A 22,848-nucleotide genomic window follows, 5' to 3' on the forward strand; every position below is an offset into this window, starting at 1 on the left:
GATGATGATGCAGAAATGGTTTGAGTATGCGAAGCTGGGGATTTTTATTCACTATGGAATCTATGCCGTGGACGGTGTTGCGGAGTCGTGGTCTTTTTACAATGGACGCATGACTTATGACGACTACATGAAGCAAATGGAGGGATTCACGGCCTCCAAGTTCGATGCCGCGGCGTGGGCGGATCTGATCGAGAAATCGGGTGCCAAGTATGCTGTGCTGACAACCAAGCATCATGACGGAGTCGCTCTGTGGGATACACAGTACAGTGACTTGAACACGGTAAAGAAGACACGGGCTGCGCGTGACATTGTCAAAGAATATGCCGATGCGATCACGGCGAAGGGACTTCGGCTTGGACTCTACTACTCGTTGATCGACTGGTCCCACCCGGATTACCCAAGTGTATATGAAGGTGGCAAGGTGCCGGATGACCCCGGTTCTAGCAATCCGTTCTCCTATCCCTTGGATGGGATTCAGGATGAAACCAAATGGCAGAAGTTTTTGGAGTTTAACAACCATCAATTGAAAGAATTACTCACCGGATTTGGCAAGGTTGACCTGCTGTGGTTTGACGGGGATTGGGAACGAAGCGAGAAGCAGTGGAACCTGCCGGAATTCAAGCAGTATTTGAAATCAATGCAGCCAGATCTCATCATCAATTCACGCCTGCAGGGACATGGGGATTACAAAACGCCCGAACAAGGGCTGCCGATTACGAGACCAGATGGGCCGTGGGAGTTTTGTACAACGATCAATTCCTCATGGGGCTACGTCCCTACGGATCAGCAATACAAATCACTGTCTCAAATCGTTCGCATGTTCTGCGACTGCATCTCCATGGGTGGCAACATGCTGCTCGATATCGGCCCAAGAGAGGACGGAACAATTGATGAGAGGCAGGAAGCCATCCTGCTTGGACTGGGCGAGTGGATTAGAGCACATGCAGAAGCGGTATACGGGACAAGAGACGGAATTATGAGCAGATATTATGGAGATGGAAGCACGCTCTCGGCAGATGGAAAGACACTCTATCTCTTTGTGCATGGTGATCCGAAGGAAAGCATTTGTGTGAAGGGACTGTGTAACGAGATCAGGAAAGTATCCGTGCTGCATTCAGGCAAAGAACTGACGTATGACATTCACGGCGGGGTTCCGTGGTTTCAAATTCCTGGTACAACCTGGATTCACCTGACGGGTGAAGACACCCATGAACTGACAACGGTAGTGAAGCTGGAGTTCGATGAAAAGGTAGACATGTATGGCGGCTCCGGGGCAGTCGTTACTCATAACTGAATGGAGGGATCAACATGATGCTAAGTGGCGTGCCTATACCGCATATCGATATTTATCAGCCGAAACACTACATTTGCCATCGTGCAGCAGGTGGATTGGAGCTTGACGGAAGGCTGGATAAGCCTTTTTGGGATCAGGCGGAATGGACGGACAAGTTCGTAGATATTGAAGGGGATCTTCGTCCTGCTCCGGCCAAGGATACAAGGGTGAAAATGCTATGGGATGATGAATATTTTTATTTTGGTGCCGAGCTTTGGGAAGATCAGATCTGGGCAACGCTGACGGAGCGGGATTCTGTCATTTTTTATGATAATGACTTTGAAATTTTTATTGATCCTGACGGGGACAGCCACGGTTATTATGAATTCGAGATCAATGCGCTAAATACGGTATGGGACCTGCTCCTCATCAAGCCATACCGGGACGGAGGGCCACCGCTGGACAGCTGGGATTTAAAAGGATTGAAGACAGCCGTGTATATTGACGGCGAGCTGAATCGTCCCGAAGGGATTAACCGGAAATGGTCTGTTGAGGTTGCGATCCCGTGGACCAGTCTGAAAGAATGCGCCAAGGAAAAGCGGGCACCCCTGCCGGGTGAATTTTGGAGAGTCAATTTCTCACGGGTGGAGTGGCAGACTGAAGTGGTGGATGGAAATTACCGCAAAATAATGGATCCCGCAACCGGTAAGCCATATCCCGAGGACAACTGGGTCTGGTCGCCGATGGGACTGGTGAATATGCATTATCCCGAACTATGGGGTTATGTTGTGTTTGCGGGTGAGGATGGTCATGACGATTTTGTGCTGCCACAGGATGAACGGATTAAATGGGAGCTAAGAAAGCTATATTATCTGCAGCGTAATTACAGAGAAAAGAATGGGACATTTACGCAAGGTCTGTCATTGCTCGGCTGGATTTCTGAAGTGGAAGTTCATCCTGAGGTTTATGCTGCTACAAGCCTATTTCAAATTTCAGCTGCGACTGCGGATGGGACCGGAAGATGGTTCATTCGCGAAGACGGGAACCTGTGGGAAGAGAGGGATACGAAATGAGTGTACAAACGTCGGCGTTTTCGCTTACCCCCGAAGAAATGAAATCGATTGAAGATAAACTCCGTATCAAAAAGAAGCTTGTCCAGGCACAGGCTGACGAGATCTTTTCCGTATTTAGGGAGCCGCTGTCCGTAGAAGAAGAGTGGGCGCTCAAGTTTGTGTATGCATACAGTCCGCTTCAGGATCTGGCAGATGTTCCGGGTGTACTGTTTTTAAATCACGTAAGATCAACTCTGCGAATACGGCGGGAGGTTCCATGGGGGCAGCGGGTACCGGATGATTTGTTCCTTCACTTTGTGCTTCCATGCAGGGTGAATACGGAGAATATCGAAGATTGCCGAGCGATCTTCTACGCAGAACTGTCCGATCGCATCATGTCGCTCACGATGTCAGAAGCGATTCTGGAAGCCAACTACTGGTGCCATGAAAAGGCAGTCTATACCGGCAGCGACCTTAGGACGGTTTCGCCGCTCACCATGATTCGGAGTGCAAGGGGACGCTGCGGGGAAGAATCAACGCTGGCAGTGACCGCACTGCGAAGTATTGGTATCCCTGCCCGTCAGGTATACACTCCTCGCTGGGCGCATTGTGATGACAATCATGCCTGGGTGGAAGCATGGGCTGACGGAACCTGGCATTATATCGGCGCCTGTGAACCGGAAGCCAGGCTGAATCAGGGATGGTTTACGCCTCCTGCCCGTCGGTCGATGCTGATGAATACGAGAGTACTGGGTGGTTACCATGGTCCAGAGGATGTGACACTGGCAACCGAATGGTACACCGAGCTGAATCTGTTGGAGAATTACGCTCCAACGAAGGAGCTCACTGTAGCGGTCAAGGATCTGGCCGGAGTTGCAGTGGAGGGTGTTTCCGTACGATTTGAGCTGTATAACATGGCCGAATTCTATCCGATTGCGGAGTTACTGACAAATGAAGACGGAGAAGTGGTCTTCAAAACGGGATATGGCGACCTGCTCATCCGGGCGGTATATCAGGGACGGTGGCGAGAGCATAAGATCACGATTGACCAAACAGACCGATTGGAACTCGTGCTGGATCTGCAAAATCAACCTGAGCAGGAGAGCGGATTGATTGATTTCGATATGGTTCCTCCGCCTGAGACGGAGGGAGAGGAACTCCCGCCATTGACAGGGGAAGCGGAGTCACTCCATCAGCAGCGTTTGTCGGAAGGGACGTATATCCGGACTGCGTTTGAAGCCACCTTTGTAACCCATAAGGAGAGCATCGATCTATCTCGCGAGCTAAGCCTTCCGGAGGCGAGGGTATGGGACGTCATGCAGAAGGCGCGCGGAAATGGCCATGAAATTGCTGCGTTTCTCAGGGAAAGCTCTCCTGAGCACGGGCAATGGCCGTTATTGCTGCTGGAGTCGCTGAATAGTAAAGATTTAATTGATACGTTCCGTCCGGTCCTGCATGAGCATTTAGCTTATTCGCTTCCGCTGCGTGGTATGCTCCCGGATACCTTGTTTATTCCCCATTTGTTATGTCCGCGCGTTGCCTTTGAAATGCTTGGGCCGTACAGGAAACAATTCCAAGCCGCGTTTGCTTCAGATGAGAGGGACGCAATAGTGAGAGAGCCTTCGCTTCTTGCTGAGGTACTCAAGGAAAAGTTCATTCATTGGGAGGATCTGCCCAATCTGAAAGGAAAGGGTACAGCGGCAGGAACTTTTCGGATCATGGCCGGGGACGAAGAATCGCTGGCTATCCTGTTTGTTGCCCTCTGTCGCAGCCTTGGCATCCCATCCCGTTTGCATCCAAGTGAACGCAAGCCGCAGTATTGGCAGAAAGGGTCCTGGATCTTCGCGGATCTTGGCGATAAAGAAAAGGGAAAGCAGGGAATGGGAAGCATTCGTCTTGTGCAAAACGAGTCAGGAGGAAACATGCCGGAGGCTTCCTACTATGAGAATATTTCCATTGCTCGTCTTGTTCAGGGGAAATACGTGACCCTGCATTTTGCTTATAAAGAGACAAAGCTGTTTGATGAGCCTCTGCCAGCAGAGGAGGGGGCTTATCGTATGACGACAGGCGTACGTTTGAAAAACGGCACGGTAAGAGCTCGATTCACTTATTTTAATTTGAACGAAGGGGAAGAGTCTCGTGTTGCCGTAACCTTCCGCAGCGCCGATGAAGAAATTCCTGTCCTTGGAAAGGTGGATAAACACACGGAACTGCGATGGCAGGACGAGAACGTAACTACACTCGAGCATAGCGTAAGTGGAACGGCTGCAGGCATACTTCTTTCCTGGATTGAACCGGACCGGGAACCGACCATGCATTTGCTGAAGGAACTTGCTGATCTGAAGCAAGAGCTGGTGGAACGGAATATATCGGTTGTTTTAATTACTGGCTCTGCTGGTACAGGGAAATCCCTGAAGACGGAGCAGCTTGAGATGCTGCCGTCACAAGTCCGGTTAGGCGAGGCATCAACTGCCTCACTGCCCGAGGTATTCCGTAGCTCTGGAGCGACAGAGTCAGGATACCCCCATCTGGTTGTTCTGGATGAGGTTTATCAGATTCGTTATGTCTCATCCGGATATCGGATTGGTGCCGTGAAGGGAGCCATTCAGGTAAGCTCGCAGTTGGCCGGACAGCGCAGCGAACCATTCCAACATGATGGAGGCAGCCTATGAACTCCAAATGGATTATTGGATACGTCGGACATCGTGATTTGAATAATGTACCGGAGGCAGAGCTGAGCCGGATGACGCATATCAATATCGCTTTTGCTCATATAAAGGAAGGTATCATTCAGACTAGCCATCTGCAGCATATGGATCGGATTCCAATGATCAAGAAAGCTTTCCCGGATTTGAAAATGATTTTGTCTGTGGGAGGCTGGAGTGCAGGCGGATTCTCGGAGGCAGCGGCGACCGAGCAAGGAAGACAAAAGCTCGCAGAATCAGCTGTTCTGGCAGTGACTACCTATGGCCTGGACGGGATTGATCTGGATTGGGAATACCCGTGCTATGGGGAGGCGGGTATTGCTGCCTCTGCAGAGGACAGAGTTAACTTTACACTTTTGTTAAAAACAATGAGGGCAGCTCTGACGAAGCAAGGTGAGCAAGATGATATATACTACATGCTGACGATTGCAGCCGGTGCTGACCAGTACTACATTGACGGCACGGAAATGGATCAGGTACAGCAGTATCTTGATTATGTGCAGCTGATGACATATGACATGCGTGGAGGTTTTCAGGTGCTGACTGGACACCATACCAACCTCTATACTGCGACAGGTGATTTATACCGGATTAGCACGGATGCGTCCGTACGCATGTTTCTAAAGGCGGGTGTACCCCGAAATAAAATCGTCATTGGTGCGGCATTTTACTCTCGAATGTGGAAGGGGGTGCCTGACCGTAACAACGGATTGCATCAGATGGCTGAGACGACCGGAGGCTACGGTCCGGAATATACAGAGTTAAGCGAGAAGTATATTGACCTTAACGGATATATTCGGTATTGGGATGATGAAGCGAAGGCACCTTATTTGTTTAATGGCAACACGCTCATTTCATACGACGATCCGGAATCAGTAACGGCCAAATGCCGATATATCCTGGAACAGGATCTCGCGGGATTGATTTTCTGGGAATACAAATGTGATGCGTCACATGAGCTGCTGAGAACGATGGATGACGAGCTCGGCGCAGGACGACATGTGTTATAGGTGTGAGAAACTGAATACCTTCTGCGGAATCCGGCATATCGCGGGTTCCTTTTCTTTTAAAAAGAGATTAATATAGAGAGAAGGTTATTGGTTATCATAGGTTTTGGCTCACTTTTATAAAGAATTAGGCACAAAACGGATTTTGTGAAAAAATCTGAACTTACGCCTTGAGCTTGCGGGACTTATGTTGTAATATATTTGGTAATAAATAGATAGAAAGTCCTATCTGGTGGAGAGTGATTCCCATGCGTGATAAGGTGATGCAACGTTGGAGCACCTACGAGCCGTTTTTCGTAGCTCTTGGAGACAAAAAAGTGGCTGACATCGTCATTACCCATCATGCCAAAATGCGGTATGCAGACCGTATTGAGCCCACACGTAATGATGATGACCATATTGCGGCTTGGTTATGGGAGTGTCTGAAGCAGGACCGTATTACGCCATACTACCGTAATGAGCAGGACGTCTACCTCATCGACGAGGATGTGGTAGTGGTTGCGGAATTTTCCGAGCTTGAAGGTGAATATGACATCGCCGGCAATCCTCTTCACAAGATGATTGTAGTTACCTTTTTGGGGCGAATGTCAGAGACCATTGAGCTCCGTGACCTGAAATCGTATTATTCCTGGTTGAGGCATTCCAGACGAATGACTCTGGTGAAGAACAGTCGGAAGCATAGGTAATTCAGAAGAAACATTTAAGATTTTAGCCATGATATATTCAAGCTACATCGCATGCAGACAAGCTGCATGCTTTTTTTGTTGGAATTCAAGAAATCGGCTACAATGAGGTAAGTGTACAGAAGAGGGGCGAAGATATGAATTTTCATCAGTTGCATATTTTTTACACCGTGGCGGAAAAGGGAAGTTTTTCAGCAGCTGCGCAAGCCTTACATATGACTCAGCCTGCGGTGACGATGCAGATTCAATCACTGGAGGACTATTTTGGCACCAAGCTGCTGCACCGTTCAACCAAGAAGATAGAATTATCCGAAGCTGGGCGAACCCTGCTGCCGCATGCCAAGCGGAGCGTGGAACTGGTCAGGCAGACCGATGAAGCTATGTCGGCCTTCACTCAGATGCTTCAGGGAAGATTACAGCTCGGTGCCAGTTTGACCATTGGCGAATATGTTTTACCGAGGATGCTTGGTCCCTTTGCAAGGCAATATCCCGATATCTCGATCGTAATGAAAGTGATGAATACAACGCAAATTATGGACGATATTTTGAAACATCAGTTGAACTTTGGTCTGATCGAAGCCCCGATCCATCATCCCGACATGATTGTGGAACCGGTGATGCAGGACGAATTGAAGCTGATTGTTCCGGCAGGTCACGCGCTCGCCGATCGCGGGGAAGTGGAGCTGGAAGAGGTTATGGCTTATCCGTTTGTACTGCGGGAGAAGGGCTCCGGTACAAGACAGGTCATGGAAGATCAACTGCAGAAGAAAAACATTGACCCGCAGGACATGAATGTCGTGATGGAGCTTGGAAGTACGGGTGCAGTAAAATCGGCGGTTGAAGCTGGTGTGGGTATTACCATGCTGTCTCCTTCATCCGTTCAGCATGAATTAGCACTTGGTCTCGTGCATATTGTTGAGATCCGCGGACTTGCATTCAAACGACAATTCTATGCCATTCATTTGAAGTCTTCCCTGCTCCCTCTATCCGCAGTAGCATTCTTGAACTACCTGAGACAGCAGGAGCACACTGGAGCGGAAGAAATGATGGATAAAGGAAGTAAGGAATCGTGAACACAACCATGTAGCAAGGAGATGTTGTTAATGGATCAACCTAACGGACGCTGTGATCTCCATACGCATAGCCAGGCTTCGGACGGCATGCAGTCACCTGCCGAAAATGTAAGGCTGGCCAAACAAAAGGGACTGTCAGCCGTTGCAATCACGGATCATGATACGGTAGCAGGTGTGGCAGAGGCACAGCAGACAGGCCTGGAATGCGGTATCGAGGTTGTAGCCGGCGTTGAGATCAGTACCCGCGCTGGAGGCAAAGACATCCATGTGCTGGGTTATTATATGAATATAAAGGATGAACTCTTTCTGGAGCGGCTGCATGGACTTCGTGATGCACGGGAGGAACGCAATCATCGCATTATTGCCAAACTGCAGGAGCTTGGCCTTGATATCAGCTGGGAGGAAGTCATTGAGGGGCTGGGACGTCCGCTGGAGCCGGATGAGAGCATTGGCAGACCGCACATGGCTGATGTCCTGGTCAGCAAAGGCTATGCTGTCGATATGAGGGATGCTTTTGATCGATATCTGGCGGAAGGTAAGCCAGGCTTCGTGTCGGTTCCACGTGTCGCTCCTGAAGATGCCTGCCAATGGATTAGAGAGGCAGGGGGAGCAGCAGTAATTGCACATCCGGGTCTCTATGGAGATGATGAATTGGTTCGCCGGATCATTGAGCATTCTCGTCCGGACGGAATTGAAGTATTTCATTCCGACCATGGCCCTGAAGAGGAACACAGGTATGCCGCATTGGCACATGAATTTAATTTAATTGTGACAGGTGGCTCAGATTACCACGGTGTGAGACAGGGGGTTGTTTTTCACGGGGATCTGGGGAGCAAGACGGTAGCATTGGATGTGCTTGAACAACTGCGGACAGCGGCAAACCGCCAACTATAACACAAATTGAAAAGGCCCAGAACACGATATTCTCTGTTCTGGGCCTTTTTTGTGTCATTTTGTTTGTGGTTGCACCTGCCGCCTATCCGTTTTTGATGGTGGATGGCAAGCTTTTGACCAACTCTTCATTGGGTGTCACAAACAGTGTTTTTTGATGATCGTAGATGACGAAACCTGGCTTGGCACCGCTTGGTTTCCGTACGTGACGAATAAAGGTATAGTCCACAGGAACACTGCTTGATTCCTTGGCCTGACTGAAATAAGCTGCGAGCTGTGCTGCTTCCTCCAGCGTAGCTTCCCCGAAGTCCGTGCTGCGAATGACAACGTGTGAACCCGGGATGTCTTTGGTGTGCAGCCATGTATCATTGGCCGACGCCAGACGGTTAGTGACATATTCATTCTGCAAGTTGTTTTTGCCTACCAGAATGTCAATCCCCTCAGTCGAGGTAAACTGATGTACGGTTGGACGGTCGTTTTTCTTTTTCTTCTTGCCTTTTTTGTTGCGGTCGCGAAGATATCCCTGCTGAACCAGTTCTTCACGGATCTCTTCAATATCGTTCATGGAGGCGATGGACAGCTGCTGCAGCAGGTTGTCCAGGTAGACGATCTCGTCCTTGGTTTTGCCAAGCTGCTCATGAATGACAGCCAGACTATTCTTATATTTGTTGTACCGCTTGAAGTAACGCTGCGCATTGTCCGATGGTGTAAGCAGGGGATCGAGTGCGATGGTAATGGTTGCCTGATCTTCATCATAGAAGTTTACAAGCTCAACGCTTTTGTCTCCCTTGCTAATCTGGTGAAGAGAAGCAAATAACAATTCACCCCATAATCTGTATTTTTCCGCGTCATCGGCTTCGAGCAGATCCTTGTTCAGATTGTCGAGTTTTTTGACGTTTTTGCTTCGTTCATTTTGCAGAAAACGCAGCAGATCACTTACCTTTTGCTTTACCGTATCCCGCTCGGCTTTATCCCCGTAATAATCCTCCATGCATTTGCTCATCGTGTCGTAGGTCTTCTCCGCATCCTGAATACTCTGAAGACGGACAGCTGAGAAGATCATTTTCCCTTTGGCATTCAGTCCTGTGATAGGGGTGTAGTTATTCTCTCTCACAGGTTCCATCACAGAATCAAAGGCATTCCAGAGGGTGTTCGCCTCGGCCGATGCGTCTCCATTGTCACGATTAGAGGCACGAGCAGCAATCTCGCCTGCGATCAGCGGACTCAGGCCGCTGAATGAATTCACAAGCCAGCGGGCAGCCTCTTCTTCCGTTTCAGAGTAACCCTTGAGGAATTCAGCGCTGTTCACTTCCAGCGGATTGACTTTGTGCTGTTCTGGCGGAGCAGTGTAGGAGAAGCCGGGCATGATGACCCGATAGCTGCTGATGGAAGGGGTAACGTGATGTATACCGTCCAAAATCGTTCCCGTGACCGGGTCGAGCAATACGATATTGCTGTGACGCCCCATGAGCTCAATGATGATTCGTTTTACAGATACGTCACCGAGTTCGTCGCGTTGACGAACGTCGATGTGGATGATCCGTTCCATGCCGATCTGACGAATCTCTTCTATAATGGCTCCCTCGCAGTGCTTGCGCAGCAGCATGCAGAACATTGGTGCTTCCGTAGGGTTTAAGAATGTCTTCTCCGTAAAGTGCACACGGGGATACGTCGGACTGGCCGATATCAGCAATTTGCTGTTCCCGCGTTGTGCACGAAGGGTCAGTACGACATCATGGCCGTTAGGCTGATGAATTTTGCTAATGCGGCCGCCTTTGCAGCCCTGCAGTTCGTGTACGATGGCTCGTGTAACAATGCCGTCCAATGCCATATTTTTCAACTTCCTCTCTATCTATAACTGAAACACACAACTGGAATATGTAGAAATCAGAACCGGTTGCAGTTCGTTTGTCACTTGCCTTCTTGCATAAGATAACTCGGCTTCTACTTCGTTATGACCGCAGACTTTTATTTTAGCCTATTCTGTCCATCAGGGAAAGGATTCACCATCCGGGTGCTAATTGGGGTCCTGTCCGAATACATATAGAGCAGGTAGTTTGTCCGGCGTAACATACAGCTGCCTGTTAGCGATCACGAGCAGCTGTATGAACGTCTTTTACAGGAAATATAGACTGGGAGGGGAACCTTGAAGCATGGAACAGACCAAGTGGCATCAACTAAGCGTAGAAGAGCTTCGCAGCACGCTTGACGTCAGTCTGGAGGAAGGATTGACGGATGAAGCTGTTGCGCAGAAGAGGAAGGTCGCCGGTTCAAATGAGCTGAGTGAAGGAAAACGTATATCCCCAATTACACTGCTGCTTAACCAATTTAAGGACTTTATGGTGCTCGTTTTGATGGGGGCGACACTGGTGTCCGGATTGCTCGGAGAATATTTGGATGCCGTTACCATTGTGGCGATTATTGTGTTAAATGCCATTCTGGGCTTCGTACAGGAATTTCGGGCTGAGCGTTCCCTCCGCGCATTGAAGCAGCTGTCCGCACCTCTTGCCAAAGTTCTTCGGGCAGGTCAGGAAGTGCAGCTTGCTGCCAAACAGCTGGTGCCTGGGGATATCATCCTTGTCGAGAGTGGAGATCGCATCCCGGCGGATGTAAGATGGCTGGAAACGAACAGTCTGGATGTGGAGGAATCAGCACTCACTGGAGAATCGGTTCCGGTAAGCAAGCACTGCAACCCCATTGCAGACGATGCCGTACCGCTCGGCGATCAGAAAAACATTGGATTTATGGGGACCATGGTTACCCGCGGGACGGCCAGAGGCGTTGTCATTCGGACAGGCATGGATACCGAGATGGGCAAAATTGCCGATCTTATCCAAAATACCGAGGAACAGGAGACGCCGCTTCAGCATCGTTTGGAGCAACTGGGCAAAATACTCATCTTTGTCGCACTGGGGCTTACCGTGATGGTTGTTGTGGCTGGTATTTTGCATGGACAACCGGCGATTGGGATGTTCCTTGCTGGCGTCAGTCTGGCGGTGGCTGCCATACCTGAAGGTTTGCCGGCGATCGTCACGATTGCACTTGCGCTGGGTGTGCAGCGAATGATTAAGCGCAAAGCCATTGTACGAAAATTACCTTCTGTCGAGACACTTGGCTGTGCCTCCGTGATCTGCTCGGACAAGACAGGGACATTAACCCAGAACAAGATGACAGTGACCGATGTATGGCTGGAAGGTCGCAGTATCAAAGTCACCGGGGACGGGTATGCACCGGAAGGACAGATGCTGGAAGACGGCCATACGGTGGAGCTGAAGAGTGATCAGACGCTGCGAAGACTGCTTCAGATCAGTGCGTTATGTAACAATGCGAGTATTGTGGAAAGTTTCTCGGAAGAACGCAATAAGAAAAAGGGTAAGGATGGCAAGAAGGAGGCGATCAAGGAGGATGGCGTCGTATGGGAGCTGAAAGGCGATCCAACCGAAGGAGCGCTCGTCACCCTGGCTTCCAAAATGGGTCTTACTCCTGCCGGTCTCAAAGAGTTATATGTACGTCAACAGGAGTTCCCGTTCGATTCGGAGCGCAAACGAATGTCTGTCCTCATCCAGCATCAGGGAGGCCGCATGGTCTACACCAAGGGTGCCCCTGATGTGTTAATTGGACAATGCAGCTATATTTTATGGGAAGGCAAAGTTGTACCTTTCACCGGAACGTTGAGACAGAAAGTGATGGCCGCAAACGAGAAGATGGCCGGAGCAGCCCTGCGTGTCTTGGGGATGGCTTATCGTGAAGTACGCCCTGAGGAAAAAGTAGATGACGAGCATGCTGCCGAAAATCAGCTTGTGTTCGTTGGACTTGCAGGCATGATTGATCCACCTCGGAGAGAAGTCAGAGATGCAATTGCAACTTGCCGCAGAGCGGGTATCCGTACGGTCATGATTACGGGTGACCACGGAACTACTGCAGAGGCGATAGCCCAGCAGCTGGGCATTCTTCCGCGGGGCGGAGGTTCGTTAAGCGGGCAGCAGCTGGCAGGATTGACGGACGATGAGCTGGATAAACAGGTGGAAGGTATCTATGTCTTCTCCAGAGTGTCACCTGAGCACAAGCTTCGGATTGTAAAATCCCTGCAGCGCAAAGGCCATGTCGTAGCGATGACCGGAGACGGTGTCAACGATGCACCAGCGATCAAAGCGGCGGACATCGGTATTGCGATGGGAATTACAGGTACGGATGTGACGAAAGAGGCATCTGCCTTAATTCTCAGTGATGATAATTTTTCTACTATTGTAGCAGCGATTGAAGAAGGGCGTAATATATATGAGAATATTCGGAAGTTTATTCGGTACTTGCTTGCTTCCAACGTGGGCGAGATTTTGACGATGTTCTTCGCGATGATGATGGGACTGCCGCTGCCGCTCGTGCCTATACAGATTCTGTGGGTGAACCTCGTGACAGATGGCTTGCCGGCCATGGCACTGGGTGTGGATCAGCCGGAGAAGGACCTGATGGAGCACAAGCCACGCGGCGCCAAGGAAAATATTTTTGCCCGGAGACTTGGCTGGAAAATCATCAGCCGCGGTGTATTGATCGGATTATGTACATTAGGTGCGTTCTGGCTTACCCTTCAAGCAGCTCCGGATCAACCGGGTCAGCTTATCAAAGCACAGTCCGTCGCTTTTGCAACACTTGTTCTGGCTCAGCTTATTCATGTATTTGACTGCCGGAGTTCGCGCTCCATCTTCCACCGGAATCCGCTCCAGAACAAATATCTGGTTCTTGCGGTGATCTCGTCCGTCGTGCTGATGCTGGTTGTGATGTACGTAGAACCGCTGCAGCCGATCTTCAAAACCGTACCGCTCGGCATGCGTGAATGGGCCATTTCCATTGTTGCCGCAGGTATCCCAACGTTCCTGATGGGGGCAGGCAGTGTCTGGGGTGGCCGTCGTAACCGTCGCCGGATGGGTCCTGGAAGCTTCGTACCGAAAAGTACAAAGTTTTCGGCATAAAATCAATAGCATTTCCTTATCGTTTTCGTTATGCTATCCTCAAAATGATTCGGGGCGAAAGCCTTCGACATTTTGCAGGATAGCTTTTTTGTGTAAACAGGCAAGAATAACGCTTTGGCAGCAGACTGCCAAAAGGAGTGGGCAAGGATATGGAATTTACAAAAATGCACGGACTTGGCAACGACTTTATCGTTGTATTTGGAGAAAAACAGCTTCCGGCTGATGCAGCAGAGCTTGCTGTGAAATGGTGCAACCGTTTCTTCGGCATCGGTGCGGATGGACTCGTTTATATACTGCCTTCGGAGAAGGCGGATTTTCAGATGCGCATTATGAACTCTGATGGTTCGGAAGCGGAACAATGCGGCAACGCGATTCGCTGTGTAGCGAAGTATGTTTATGACCATGGTCATGTGACGTCGGAGCACATCACCATTGAAACCATCGGCGCTGGTGTGCAGCCGGTAACCCTTAATGTACTTGACGGTAAAGTGGCAACCGTTCGTGTAGATATGGGCGAGCCTATTTTGGACGGGCTTCAGGTTCCGACAACAGTGGATGCCAACCCTGTGGTTGACCATACGATTGAAGCGAACGGACAGGAGTTCAAATTCACGGCAGTTTCGATGGGAAATCCCCACGCTGTCATTTATGTAGATGATGCAGTGAACTTTGATCTCTCGACTTGGGGGCCGGTGCTGGAAGTTCATCCGATGTTCCCGAAAAAGATCAATGTTGAGTTTGCCACTGTGCGTGATCGCGGATTCGTCGATATGCGTGTATGGGAACGCGGTGCGGGTCCAACCCTGGCTTGTGGGACCGGAGCTTGTGCAACGCTTGTATCCTCCGTATTGAACGGACATACGGATCGTACAGCAGTTATTAGCCTCAAAGGCGGGGACCTGCATATTGAGTGGAACGAAGCTGACAATCATGTGTATATGACCGGACCGGCAGAGGTTGTTTTCAAGGGAGTCACATCATAAGATGACAGGTTAAGCCAAGAGGCCTTCGGGCCTCTTTTTTTGACTGAATTTCATGGAAAACCTGTGTTTTTCTACGTTATTGATCGGCTTTTGTGTTACATTAGTATGAAATGATCAGCTAGGCGGGGGGAAAAGGGATGAAGGCGGATTTGCGGAGTGTCTTGCAGGAACGAGTTCTCATTGGAGATGGGGCGATGGGAACATATCTGTACCAAATGGGTTTCCCGGTTGGGATTTCATACGAAGAATTAAATTTGGTCTCACCTGAAGTGGTAGCAGATGTGCATCGTCGTTATTTGGAAGCGGGTACTGAAATATTTGAGACCAATACGTACTCTGCCAACTATGACAAATTGTCCAAGTTCGGACTGGAATCGAAGGTGACGGAAGTCAATCGTGCGGGTGCACGCATTGCCAAGGAGGTCGCCGGTTCAAACGGATACGTTCTAGGGGCCGTGGGTTCCATTCGTGGAGGCAAGCGGACCAATGTATCGACAAGCGAACTGAAGCGTTTTTACGAACAGCAGATTTTTGCCCTGCTTGAAGAAGGGGTTGACGGGATTCTGCTTGAAACCTTCTATGATATCGAAGAGATGGATATCGCCCTGCTGCAGGCTCGCAAGCTGAGTGATCTGCCGGTGATTGGGCAGTTTGCAGTTGAGGATATTGGACATACGCTGGATGGATACACGATGCCGGAAGCGTTCCGGATCATGCGTGAGCAGGGTGCGGACGTGATTGGGTTTAACTGCCGTTCCGGTCCAAACGGAATTATGCGTGCCATGGAAACCGTATCCGGGCGAATCGGAGTTCCGATGTCTGTTTACCCTAACGCGGGTGCGGCAGACTACGTCGATGGCCAGTTCCGTTATGGTGCCACACCGGAATATTTCGGGCAGACCGCGATGCAATTCGCCGATCTGGGCGCCCGTATTATCGGTGGATGCTGCGGTACAACGCCTGATCATATTGCGGCAATCGCACAGGCTCTTTCCGAATACACTGCAGCACCCATCGTCCTGCCTGACCCAACAGAAGCAAAACCGCGTATCGTACTGCATGAAAATGTGGATGAACGGTCCGGCCGTGGTGGACAGCCGACCATTGTGGATCTGGTCAAACAGCGCCACACGGTTATCGTTGAACTCGACCCGCCTCGTGACCTGGATATTGCCAAATTCATGAAAGGTGCCGAAACACTGAAAGCCGCTGGTGCGGATGCGCTGACACTGGCTGACAACTCTTTGGCGGTAACCCGCATGAGTAATATGGCTCTGGGACATCTCGTTCAGGATCGTACGGGCTTACGTCCGCTTGTACATATTGCTTGCCGTGACCGAAATCTCATTGGGACCCAGTCACACATGATGGGTTTTGACGCTCTCGGTATCAACCACGTGCTTGCGGTTACAGGTGATCCAGCGCGTTTCGGTGATCTTCCCGGATCCAGTTCCGTATACGATCTGACTTCATTTGAAATTATACGTATGATCAAGCAATTGAACGACGGTGTAGCTTTCTCCGGCAAACCGCTTAAACAGAAGGCAGGTTTTGTCATCGGAGCAGCGTTTAACCCGAATGTGAAACATCTGGATAAGGCGGTTCAGAGGCTGGAGAAAAAGATTGCCTCCGGAGCCGATTACATTATGACGCAGCCTGTCTATGACCCGCAATTGATCGTAGCCATGCATGAGGCGACCAAACATTTGGAAGTGCCTATTTTCGTTGGTGTAATGCCGCTGGCAAGTGGACGAAATGCAGAATACCTGCACAACGAAGTTCCAGGCATTCAGCTGTCGGATGAAGTTCGTTCTCGCATGGCTGGTCTCGAAGGAGAAGAAGGACGGGCTATGGGCGTAAAAATTGCCAAAGAGCTATTGGATGTGGCAACAGCCCATTTCAAGGGGATCTACCTGATGACTCCGTTTATGTTCTACGGCATGACTGCCGAACTGACCCAATATGTATGGGAGAAGTCCGAGCACCAATGTCCTACTTGTTTCAACCCTAATAATCAATTACAATAGTGTAACGGATGTGATGCCGATGTCATTCAGTATGACCGGATACGGTCAATCCGCCTTTCATTTTGGAGGCTACAAGGTACAATTGGAGATCAAATCCGTCAATCATCGTTACTGTGAAGTGATGATGCGCATGCCGAAAGAATGGACATGTTATGAAGACGGATTGAGGAAAAGAGTACAGAGCCGGCTGAAGCGCGGGCGGATTGATGTTTATGTAATGAAAGAAAAAGATGAAGATCAGGCTCTTCCTGCCGTGCTTAATGAGCAGGCAGTCAGGGCCTATCTGCAGGCAGCAGAACAGCTGGAATCCCGCTTTGGGATGCAGGGCAAACCGAGCATTATGGACATGCTTTCATTGCCGGATGTCATGGTTCATTCCGATGGAACGAGTTCAATTCCGGAGGAAGAGAAGGACGAATGGGAGCGTGTGCTGCAGCAGAGCTTGGAAGAGGCCTTGTCCAGTCTGGAGCAAATGCGCGCGCGTGAGGGTCTTCATCTGGCCAGTGATCTGGAACGGCGGATTAGTCGTCTGGAATCGCTGCATACCGAGATGCTTGCTCTTGCACCTACTGTGGTATCAGATTACCGCAACAAGTTAAGACAAAGGCTTACGGAAATGCAGGAGGAAGGCTCTTTCCCTTTTGACGAGCATAAATTGGGTATGGAAATTGCTGTGTTTGCCGATCGTTCTAACATAGAGGAGGAGCTTACGCGTCTACTCAGCCACTTCGGACAGAGCAGGGAACTGCTGAAGAGTGAAGAGCCGGTAGGCCGCAAGTTGGACTTTCTTATTCAAGAGATGAATCGGGAAGTCAATACGATTGGATCAAAAGCCAACCATTTGGCTCTGGTGAACCGTGTTGTCGAGATGAAGGCGGAGCTGGAGAAAATTCGCGAGCAGGCGGCGAATATCGAATGAACGGCCATATTTCGGCAAGAGAGTCGCATGTATAGGGGGAAGAACCTGATTATGGCAATCAAACTCATTAACATTGGATTCGGTAACATCGTATCGGCGAACCGGATTATATCCATCGTAAGTCCGGAATCGGCGCCGATCAAGAGAATTATACAAGAGGCAAGAGATCGTCATATGCTGATAGACGCAACGTACGGAAGACGTACTCGTGCCGTGATTATCACGGATAGCGATCATGTCATTCTGTCGGCGGTTCAGCCTGAGACGGTCGCCCATCGTCTTTCTTCGAAAGATGATGACAACGACGAATAAAATGGAGTGTAATATGTCTAAGGGATTACTGATAGTGTTGTCCGGCCCATCTGGGGTCGGGAAGGGTACAGTATGCAGCGCTTTGCGCAAACGTGTGCCGGAGTTGATCTATTCTGTGTCTGCAACGACTCGCCAGCCTCGTCTGGGTGAAGAGCATGGTGTGAACTACTTCTTCAGAAGTCATGAAGAGTTCCAGAACATGATTGCTGAAGACCAGCTGCTGGAGCATGCAGAATATGTAGGTAACTATTACGGAACACCACGTGACTTTGTGGAGAAAACGATTAACGAAGGCCGCGACATCATTCTTGAGATTGAAGTTCAAGGCGCGTTAAAAGTGAAAGAGAAGTTCCCGGAAGGGATTTTTGTATTTCTGCTGCCTCCTTCATTGGACGAGCTCAAAGATCGCATCCAGGGACGCGGTACGGAGAGTCAGGCAACAATTGATCACCGGATGTCCGTAGCCGTGGATGAGATTAGTCTGCTGGAGCAGTACGATTACGCTGTCGTTAATGACGAGATTGATTTGGCGTGCAAACGAATAGAAAGCATTATTATCGCCGAACATTGTAAGATCAATAAATAATTTTTTTGGCTGCCGCAGGATGCAATTATTCGGAGAACTGCTGACATATATCTATAGATAGTCGGGCGAAGTTCGGTTCATGTGAACGACTGAATGGTTGCATTCTGTTAGGCAGGTCAAAGGGATTATACTAATGCAAAGAGGTGTTTTGTAAACATGCTGTATCCTTCTATTGATGAAATGATGAACAAAGTCGACAGCAAGTATTCTCTTGTTGTTGCTGCTTCCCGCCGGGCCAGACAGCTTCGTGAAGGCGAAAAAACGGATCTGAGAAATGCAAGATCCCATAAACAGGTTGGCGTTGCACTCGAAGAAATTTATGGTGATCATCTCGTTGTCATCAAAGGACAGGACGAAGAGGAAGAAGAGTAAGCCGCCTGCGGCTGCTCTTCAACTGCATACGGCGCAAGCCGGACTTATTTGACAACCGCGAGGTTGTTATTTTTTTCTCTATTCATCGTTTAAACGTCGTATATATCGGGGGAAATAACCATGTTGAACGGTAAAAAAATCGTACTTGGCGTGACTGGCGGCATAGCCGCATACAAGGCGGCTACATTATGCAGTAGACTGGTGCAAAAAGGGGCGGACGTTCATGTCATTATGACGGACTCTGCCAAACAGTTTATTACCGAATTAACGCTGCAAACGTTGACCCGAAATGTAGTCTACAGTGATACATTCGATGAGCGTGAGCCATCGGTCGTATCACATATTCATTTGGCCGATATGGCCGATCTGGTTCTGGTTGCCCCGGCAACAGCCAATGTTATTGCCAAAATGGCACATGGCATGGCCGATGACATGCTCTCCACAACACTGCTGGCAACGACCGCTCCGGTAATGATCGCACCTGCCATGAATGTTCATATGTATGATCACCCTGCTGTCCAGCACAATATGCGTCTACTTTCCGAGCGAGGAACACTGATGATTGAACCAAGTGAAGGACAACTCGCATGCGGATACGTGGGCAAAGGGCGACTGGAAGAGCCGGAGACGATTGTCGAGGTGGTTGAACGTTTTTTTGAAGATCAGGAGTCAGCCAAACCGGGCTTGAAACAACAGGCCTCATTGTTAAAAGGCAAAAAAGTGGTTGTGACGGCCGGAGGGACGATTGAGCGTATTGATCCTGTCAGATATATTACCAATGATTCTTCCGGCAAAATGGGATTTGCTATAGCTGCAGCAGCACGTGATTTGGGAGCAGAGGTTACGCTCATTATGGGCAGTACACAAGTTCAGCCACCAACAAATGTGGAAGTGATTCAGGTGCAGTCTGCCCAGGATATGTACGAAGCGGTCTCGAGTCACTGGGATCATGCTGATATCGTCGTTAAGGCTGCGGCAGTTGCCGATTACCGTCCCAAGGAAGTACATGAGGAGAAAATAAAAAAGAAAGGCGATACGCTATCGCTGGAACTTGTTAAAAATATAGATATTCTTGAAACATTAGGGAAGCAAAAGAGTCATCAATTTCTAATTGGTTTTGCCGCAGAGACCCATTCTGTAGAGATGTACGCAAGGGAGAAGCTGGAACGGAAAAACTGTGATCTGATCGTAGCCAATAACGTTGCCCGTCCGGGTATCGGATTTGGAGCAGATACCAATGCGGTTCATATATATGACCGTGAAGGGTTGGTGGAAGAGCTTCAGGTGATGTCTAAGGAGGACATAGCTCACCGATTGCTTGCGATTGCGGCGGAGCGCATTGCCGGGAGGAATTAAATATGGAGATCGCCAAGGTTATTGTCGATGTTCCGGTGAAACAGACCGATCGGCCCTTTGATTATCTGGTGCCGGAATCGATGCGTGATTGGATTGAGATTGGCAGTCGGGTAGGTGTGCCGTTTGGACATCGAACCGTGCAGGGATTTGTGGTTGATCTTGTACCGCGTACCGGTACAGAATCCTTCAAGTTGAAACCCATTCAGGAACTGTTGGACATCGTTCCCCCCTTGTCAGAAGATCTGGTGCAGCTCGCGGAGTGGATGAGTGAGCGATATGCCAGCAACCGCATTTTGTCGCTGCAGGTCATGGTGCCGACTGCACTGAAAGGTAAAGCAGAACGATATATCTCTATTGGGGATGCACTGGATGGACAGCAGGCCGGAGCACGGTCGGATGAAGATGTCCTCTTCGTGTGGGGAGAGGAGTCCACCTCCGAGAAGGTGCAGCAGGACATTATACGATTTGTTAAAAGTCGGGGGCAGGTGCCTTTGCAGCAATTGAGCCGTAAATATCCCAATCATGCAGCGTTGATCAAAAAGCTTCTGCTTGGCGGTGTATTGCTGGAGAGCCAGGCAATCAAGGACAAGCTGAACAAAAAAACAATGAAGGCAGTGGATTTGGCGGTAGATGCGGCTGCGGCGCAGGAGGCACTTGCATCTTTCCCCGCTAAGGCACAGCGGCAGAAGGAGGTTCTTGCTTTTCTGCTGGAAATGAAAGAGCTGCTGCCGATGCCGATGAAAGAATTGCTGGCCACGCTTCAAGTGTCTGCGGCTACCGTCAAAGGGCTTGAGGAGAAAGGGCTGCTGGTAACGGAAGACGTGGAAGTCTTTCGTGACCCTTACCAGGGCAGAAAGTTTCGCGCCACTGAACCGCTTGCTCTTACTGCAGAGCAGCAGAATGTGTACGATAAAATAAATGGCCGATTACAGGAAAGGCGCCATGGCGTCTTTTTGTTACATGGTGTAACAGGTAGCGGTAAGACCGAAGTATATTTGCAGACGATTCAGCAATGTATTGAGCAGGATCGGCAGGCTATTGTTCTTGTGCCTGAGATTGCCCTCACACCACAAATGGTTGAGCGGTTTAAAGGACGATTCGGAGACCAGGTTGCCGTTATGCACAGCCGTCTTTCGGGTGGAGAGCGTTATGATGAATGGCGCAAAATCCGGGAAGGACAAGTAAAGGTTGCCATTGGCGCGCGTTCCGCTGTTTTTGCTCCATTTGACCGGCTGGGTCTAATCATTATGGATGAGGAACATGAGACCTCTTACAAACAAGAGGAAACGCCGAAATACCATGCCCGTGATGTAGCTGTAAAAAGAGCACAGCAGCATCAGGCTGTTGTGGTCCTGGGCTCCGCGACGCCTTCGCTGGAAAGTTATTATGCCGCACGTTCGCAGAGCAATGATGATTTTGCCCCGCTGCTGCTGGAAATGCCTACTCGGGCGCTTGGCAACAACCTGCCGGATGTACGGATCATTGATATGCGCGAAGAGTTAAAGGATGGCAACCGTTCAATGTTCAGCCGGGCTCTGCACAAGGGACTGGAGGAACGCTTGGAGCGCGGGGAGCAGACAGTTTTGCTATTGAACCGCCGAGGCTATTCCACTTTTGTCATGTGCCGCAGCTGCGGTTATGTGGCTGGCTGTCCCGAGTGTGATATTTCACTGACGTATCACCAGCGTTCAAACAATCTTCGGTGTCACTATTGCGGGTATGCGGAAGCTGCTCCCGAGGTATGCCCGGAATGTGGCAGTGAACATATCCGTTACTTTGGTACAGGTACGCAGCGAGTGGAGGAAGAACTGGCTAAGTTGTTCCCAGGAATCCGTGTAATCCGCATGGATGTGGACACAACGACAGAGAAAGGGTCGCATGAGAAACTTCTGAAGCAGTTCCGGGAGAAAAAAGCGGACGTGCTGCTTGGTACCCAGATGGTTGCCAAAGGATTGGATTTTCCCGATGTTACCCTGGTTGGTGTCATCACGGCAGACTCGGCACTGAACCTGCCCGATTTCCGGGCTGCCGAGAAGACCTTCCAGCTGTTGACCCAGGTAGCGGGCCGTGCCGGGCGCCATCAATTGCCAGGTGAGGTATTTGTGCAGTCCTATACGCCGGAGCACTATTCCATTGGGCATGCAAGCCAGCATGATTATATTTCTTTTGTGCGTGAGGAACTGCTTCACCGCCGCAATCTGCAATACCCGCCGTATTGCCGCCTGATTCTGGTGACCTTTTCGCATGAGCAATTGCCTGTACTAATCCGGCTGGCTGAAAATTACACACGTCTGTTGAAAGAACGTGCCAATGCAGCAGGCTGGCTGGGAAGCCTCGACCGTTTCAGCAACGATGCCTTCGACGTGTTAGGGCCTGTAGCCTCGCCCATTCCCCGGATCAAGAATAGATACCGATTCCAATGTATGATAAAATGGCGGGGGGATGTAGACGCTATCGGAATCGCCCTGGAGACAGCCCGGCGCATGGACGATGATGTTCAGGCGCAAAAACTGCTCATTAGTTTGGATGTAGACCCGCAAATGTTAATGTAAGCATGATGCATCGTTTTCCATGGACACTTCGTGTGATAAAAATTGGGAAAATGATTAGAGCAAAATGTGGATGTGAACAAGCGGTATAAA

The 22,848-nt window shown here is 49.8% G+C and carries 17 protein-coding genes; 16 read left to right on the forward strand and 1 reads right to left on the reverse strand.

Annotation, left to right across the window (positions count from 1 at the left end; genetic code table 11):
* Positions 1-7: 7 nt before the first annotated feature.
* The 7 genes from PIL01S_RS12895 to PIL01S_RS12925 all read left to right on the forward strand — a co-directional run bounded on the left by PIL01S_RS12895 (position 8) and on the right by PIL01S_RS12925 (position 8,687).
* Positions 8-1,294, forward strand: a complete 1,287-nt coding sequence (locus tag PIL01S_RS12895; protein ID WP_174818690.1) for an alpha-L-fucosidase — start codon at positions 8-10, stop codon at positions 1,292-1,294.
* A 14-nt stretch (positions 1,295-1,308) separates the two neighbouring features.
* Entirely contained in the window at positions 1,309-2,346 is a 1,038-nt protein-coding gene (locus PIL01S_RS12900) for a carbohydrate-binding family 9-like protein (protein ID WP_127537858.1), read from the forward strand.
* Positions 2,343-4,997: a transglutaminase domain-containing protein gene (locus PIL01S_RS12905; RefSeq protein ID WP_127537859.1), complete on the forward strand. Its 2,655-nt coding sequence runs from the start codon at positions 2,343-2,345 to the stop codon at positions 4,995-4,997. The genes PIL01S_RS12900 and PIL01S_RS12905 overlap by 4 nt, the downstream gene beginning before the upstream one ends.
* Positions 4,994-6,040, forward strand: a complete 1,047-nt coding sequence (locus PIL01S_RS12910) for a glycoside hydrolase family 18 protein (protein ID WP_127537860.1) — start codon at positions 4,994-4,996, stop codon at positions 6,038-6,040. Before PIL01S_RS12905 ends, PIL01S_RS12910 begins: the two co-directional genes overlap by 4 nt.
* A gap of 245 nt (positions 6,041-6,285) precedes the next feature.
* The gene (locus PIL01S_RS12915; RefSeq protein ID WP_095290252.1) at positions 6,286-6,723 is read left to right on the forward strand and encodes a hypothetical protein; all 438 of its coding nucleotides are present in this window, start codon (positions 6,286-6,288) and stop codon (positions 6,721-6,723) included.
* A 134-nt stretch (positions 6,724-6,857) separates the two neighbouring features.
* On the forward strand, positions 6,858-7,793 hold the full coding sequence (locus PIL01S_RS12920; RefSeq protein WP_127537861.1) for a selenium metabolism-associated LysR family transcriptional regulator: 936 nt from the start codon (positions 6,858-6,860) through the stop codon (positions 7,791-7,793).
* A 30-nt stretch (positions 7,794-7,823) separates the two neighbouring features.
* A complete protein-coding gene (locus PIL01S_RS12925; protein WP_127537862.1) occupies positions 7,824-8,687 on the forward strand; it encodes a PHP domain-containing protein in 864 nt (287 codons plus the stop codon).
* 82 nt (positions 8,688-8,769) lie between these two features.
* Here the strand turns inward: PIL01S_RS12925 and PIL01S_RS12930 are convergent, their stop codons facing one another.
* On the reverse strand, positions 8,770-10,515 hold the full coding sequence (locus PIL01S_RS12930; protein WP_127537863.1) for an Rqc2 family fibronectin-binding protein: 1,746 nt from the start codon (positions 10,513-10,515) through the stop codon (positions 8,770-8,772).
* A 322-nt stretch (positions 10,516-10,837) separates the two neighbouring features.
* Here PIL01S_RS12930 and PIL01S_RS12935 point away from each other — a divergent pair, with 322 nt between their 5' ends.
* From PIL01S_RS12935 to priA, 9 genes are all read left to right on the forward strand, one after another.
* Complete coding sequence (locus PIL01S_RS12935) at positions 10,838-13,651, forward strand: calcium-translocating P-type ATPase, SERCA-type (RefSeq protein WP_127537864.1); 2,814 nt, start codon at positions 10,838-10,840, stop codon at positions 13,649-13,651.
* Positions 13,652-13,800: 149 nt separating this feature from the next.
* Positions 13,801-14,634 (forward strand): diaminopimelate epimerase, encoded by an 834-nt coding sequence (gene dapF / locus PIL01S_RS12940; protein ID WP_127537865.1) that lies wholly within the window; start codon positions 13,801-13,803, stop codon positions 14,632-14,634.
* A gap of 137 nt (positions 14,635-14,771) precedes the next feature.
* The gene (locus PIL01S_RS12945; protein ID WP_127537866.1) at positions 14,772-16,661 is read left to right on the forward strand and encodes a bifunctional homocysteine S-methyltransferase/methylenetetrahydrofolate reductase; all 1,890 of its coding nucleotides are present in this window, start codon (positions 14,772-14,774) and stop codon (positions 16,659-16,661) included.
* 19 nt (positions 16,662-16,680) lie between these two features.
* On the forward strand, positions 16,681-17,580 hold the full coding sequence (locus PIL01S_RS12950; protein WP_110759221.1) for a YicC/YloC family endoribonuclease: 900 nt from the start codon (positions 16,681-16,683) through the stop codon (positions 17,578-17,580).
* A gap of 51 nt (positions 17,581-17,631) precedes the next feature.
* Entirely contained in the window at positions 17,632-17,892 is a 261-nt protein-coding gene (remA, locus tag PIL01S_RS12955; protein WP_006209218.1) for an extracellular matrix/biofilm regulator RemA, read from the forward strand.
* 13 nt (positions 17,893-17,905) lie between these two features.
* Complete coding sequence (gene gmk / locus PIL01S_RS12960) at positions 17,906-18,478, forward strand: guanylate kinase (RefSeq protein WP_127537867.1); 573 nt, start codon at positions 17,906-17,908, stop codon at positions 18,476-18,478.
* A gap of 156 nt (positions 18,479-18,634) precedes the next feature.
* A complete protein-coding gene (rpoZ, locus tag PIL01S_RS12965; RefSeq protein WP_095290265.1) occupies positions 18,635-18,850 on the forward strand; it encodes a DNA-directed RNA polymerase subunit omega in 216 nt (71 codons plus the stop codon).
* Between the two features lie 120 nt (positions 18,851-18,970).
* Positions 18,971-20,206 carry a bifunctional phosphopantothenoylcysteine decarboxylase/phosphopantothenate--cysteine ligase CoaBC gene (gene coaBC, locus PIL01S_RS12970; protein ID WP_127537868.1) on the forward strand — a complete coding sequence of 412 codons (1,236 nt, stop codon included), beginning with the start codon at positions 18,971-18,973 and terminating at the stop codon, positions 20,204-20,206.
* 2 nt (positions 20,207-20,208) lie between these two features.
* Positions 20,209-22,758, forward strand: coding sequence for a primosomal protein N' (gene priA, locus PIL01S_RS12975; RefSeq protein WP_127537869.1), 2,550 nt, complete (start codon positions 20,209-20,211; stop codon positions 22,756-22,758).
* The last annotated feature ends 90 nt before the right edge of the window (positions 22,759-22,848 follow it).

The sequence above is a fragment of the Paenibacillus illinoisensis NBRC 15959 genome (assembly GCF_004000925.1).
Taxonomy (GTDB): Bacteria; Bacillota; Bacilli; order Paenibacillales; family Paenibacillaceae; genus Paenibacillus; species Paenibacillus illinoisensis.

Bases quoted from the DNA above. Each gene is read 5' to 3' on its own strand.
- PIL01S_RS12895 (WP_174818690.1), top strand. From the start codon at position 8: ATGCAGAAATGGTTTGAGTATGCGAAGCTGGGGATTTTTATTCACTAT.
- PIL01S_RS12900 (WP_127537858.1), top strand. From the start codon at position 1,309: ATGATGCTAAGTGGCGTGCCTATACCGCATATCGATATTTATCAGCCG.
- PIL01S_RS12905 (WP_127537859.1), top strand. From the start codon at position 2,343: ATGAGTGTACAAACGTCGGCGTTTTCGCTTACCCCCGAAGAAATGAAA.
- PIL01S_RS12910 (WP_127537860.1), top strand. From the start codon at position 4,994: ATGAACTCCAAATGGATTATTGGATACGTCGGACATCGTGATTTGAAT.
- PIL01S_RS12915 (WP_095290252.1), top strand. From the start codon at position 6,286: ATGCGTGATAAGGTGATGCAACGTTGGAGCACCTACGAGCCGTTTTTC.
- PIL01S_RS12920 (WP_127537861.1), top strand. From the start codon at position 6,858: ATGAATTTTCATCAGTTGCATATTTTTTACACCGTGGCGGAAAAGGGA.
- PIL01S_RS12925 (WP_127537862.1), top strand. From the start codon at position 7,824: ATGGATCAACCTAACGGACGCTGTGATCTCCATACGCATAGCCAGGCT.
- PIL01S_RS12930 (WP_127537863.1), bottom strand. From the start codon at position 10,515: ATGGCATTGGACGGCATTGTTACACGAGCCATCGTACACGAACTGCAG.
- PIL01S_RS12935 (WP_127537864.1), top strand. From the start codon at position 10,838: ATGGAACAGACCAAGTGGCATCAACTAAGCGTAGAAGAGCTTCGCAGC.
- dapF (WP_127537865.1), top strand. From the start codon at position 13,801: ATGGAATTTACAAAAATGCACGGACTTGGCAACGACTTTATCGTTGTA.
- PIL01S_RS12945 (WP_127537866.1), top strand. From the start codon at position 14,772: ATGAAGGCGGATTTGCGGAGTGTCTTGCAGGAACGAGTTCTCATTGGA.
- PIL01S_RS12950 (WP_110759221.1), top strand. From the start codon at position 16,681: ATGTCATTCAGTATGACCGGATACGGTCAATCCGCCTTTCATTTTGGA.
- remA (WP_006209218.1), top strand. From the start codon at position 17,632: ATGGCAATCAAACTCATTAACATTGGATTCGGTAACATCGTATCGGCG.
- gmk (WP_127537867.1), top strand. From the start codon at position 17,906: ATGTCTAAGGGATTACTGATAGTGTTGTCCGGCCCATCTGGGGTCGGG.
- rpoZ (WP_095290265.1), top strand. From the start codon at position 18,635: ATGCTGTATCCTTCTATTGATGAAATGATGAACAAAGTCGACAGCAAG.
- coaBC (WP_127537868.1), top strand. From the start codon at position 18,971: ATGTTGAACGGTAAAAAAATCGTACTTGGCGTGACTGGCGGCATAGCC.
- priA (WP_127537869.1), top strand. From the start codon at position 20,209: ATGGAGATCGCCAAGGTTATTGTCGATGTTCCGGTGAAACAGACCGAT.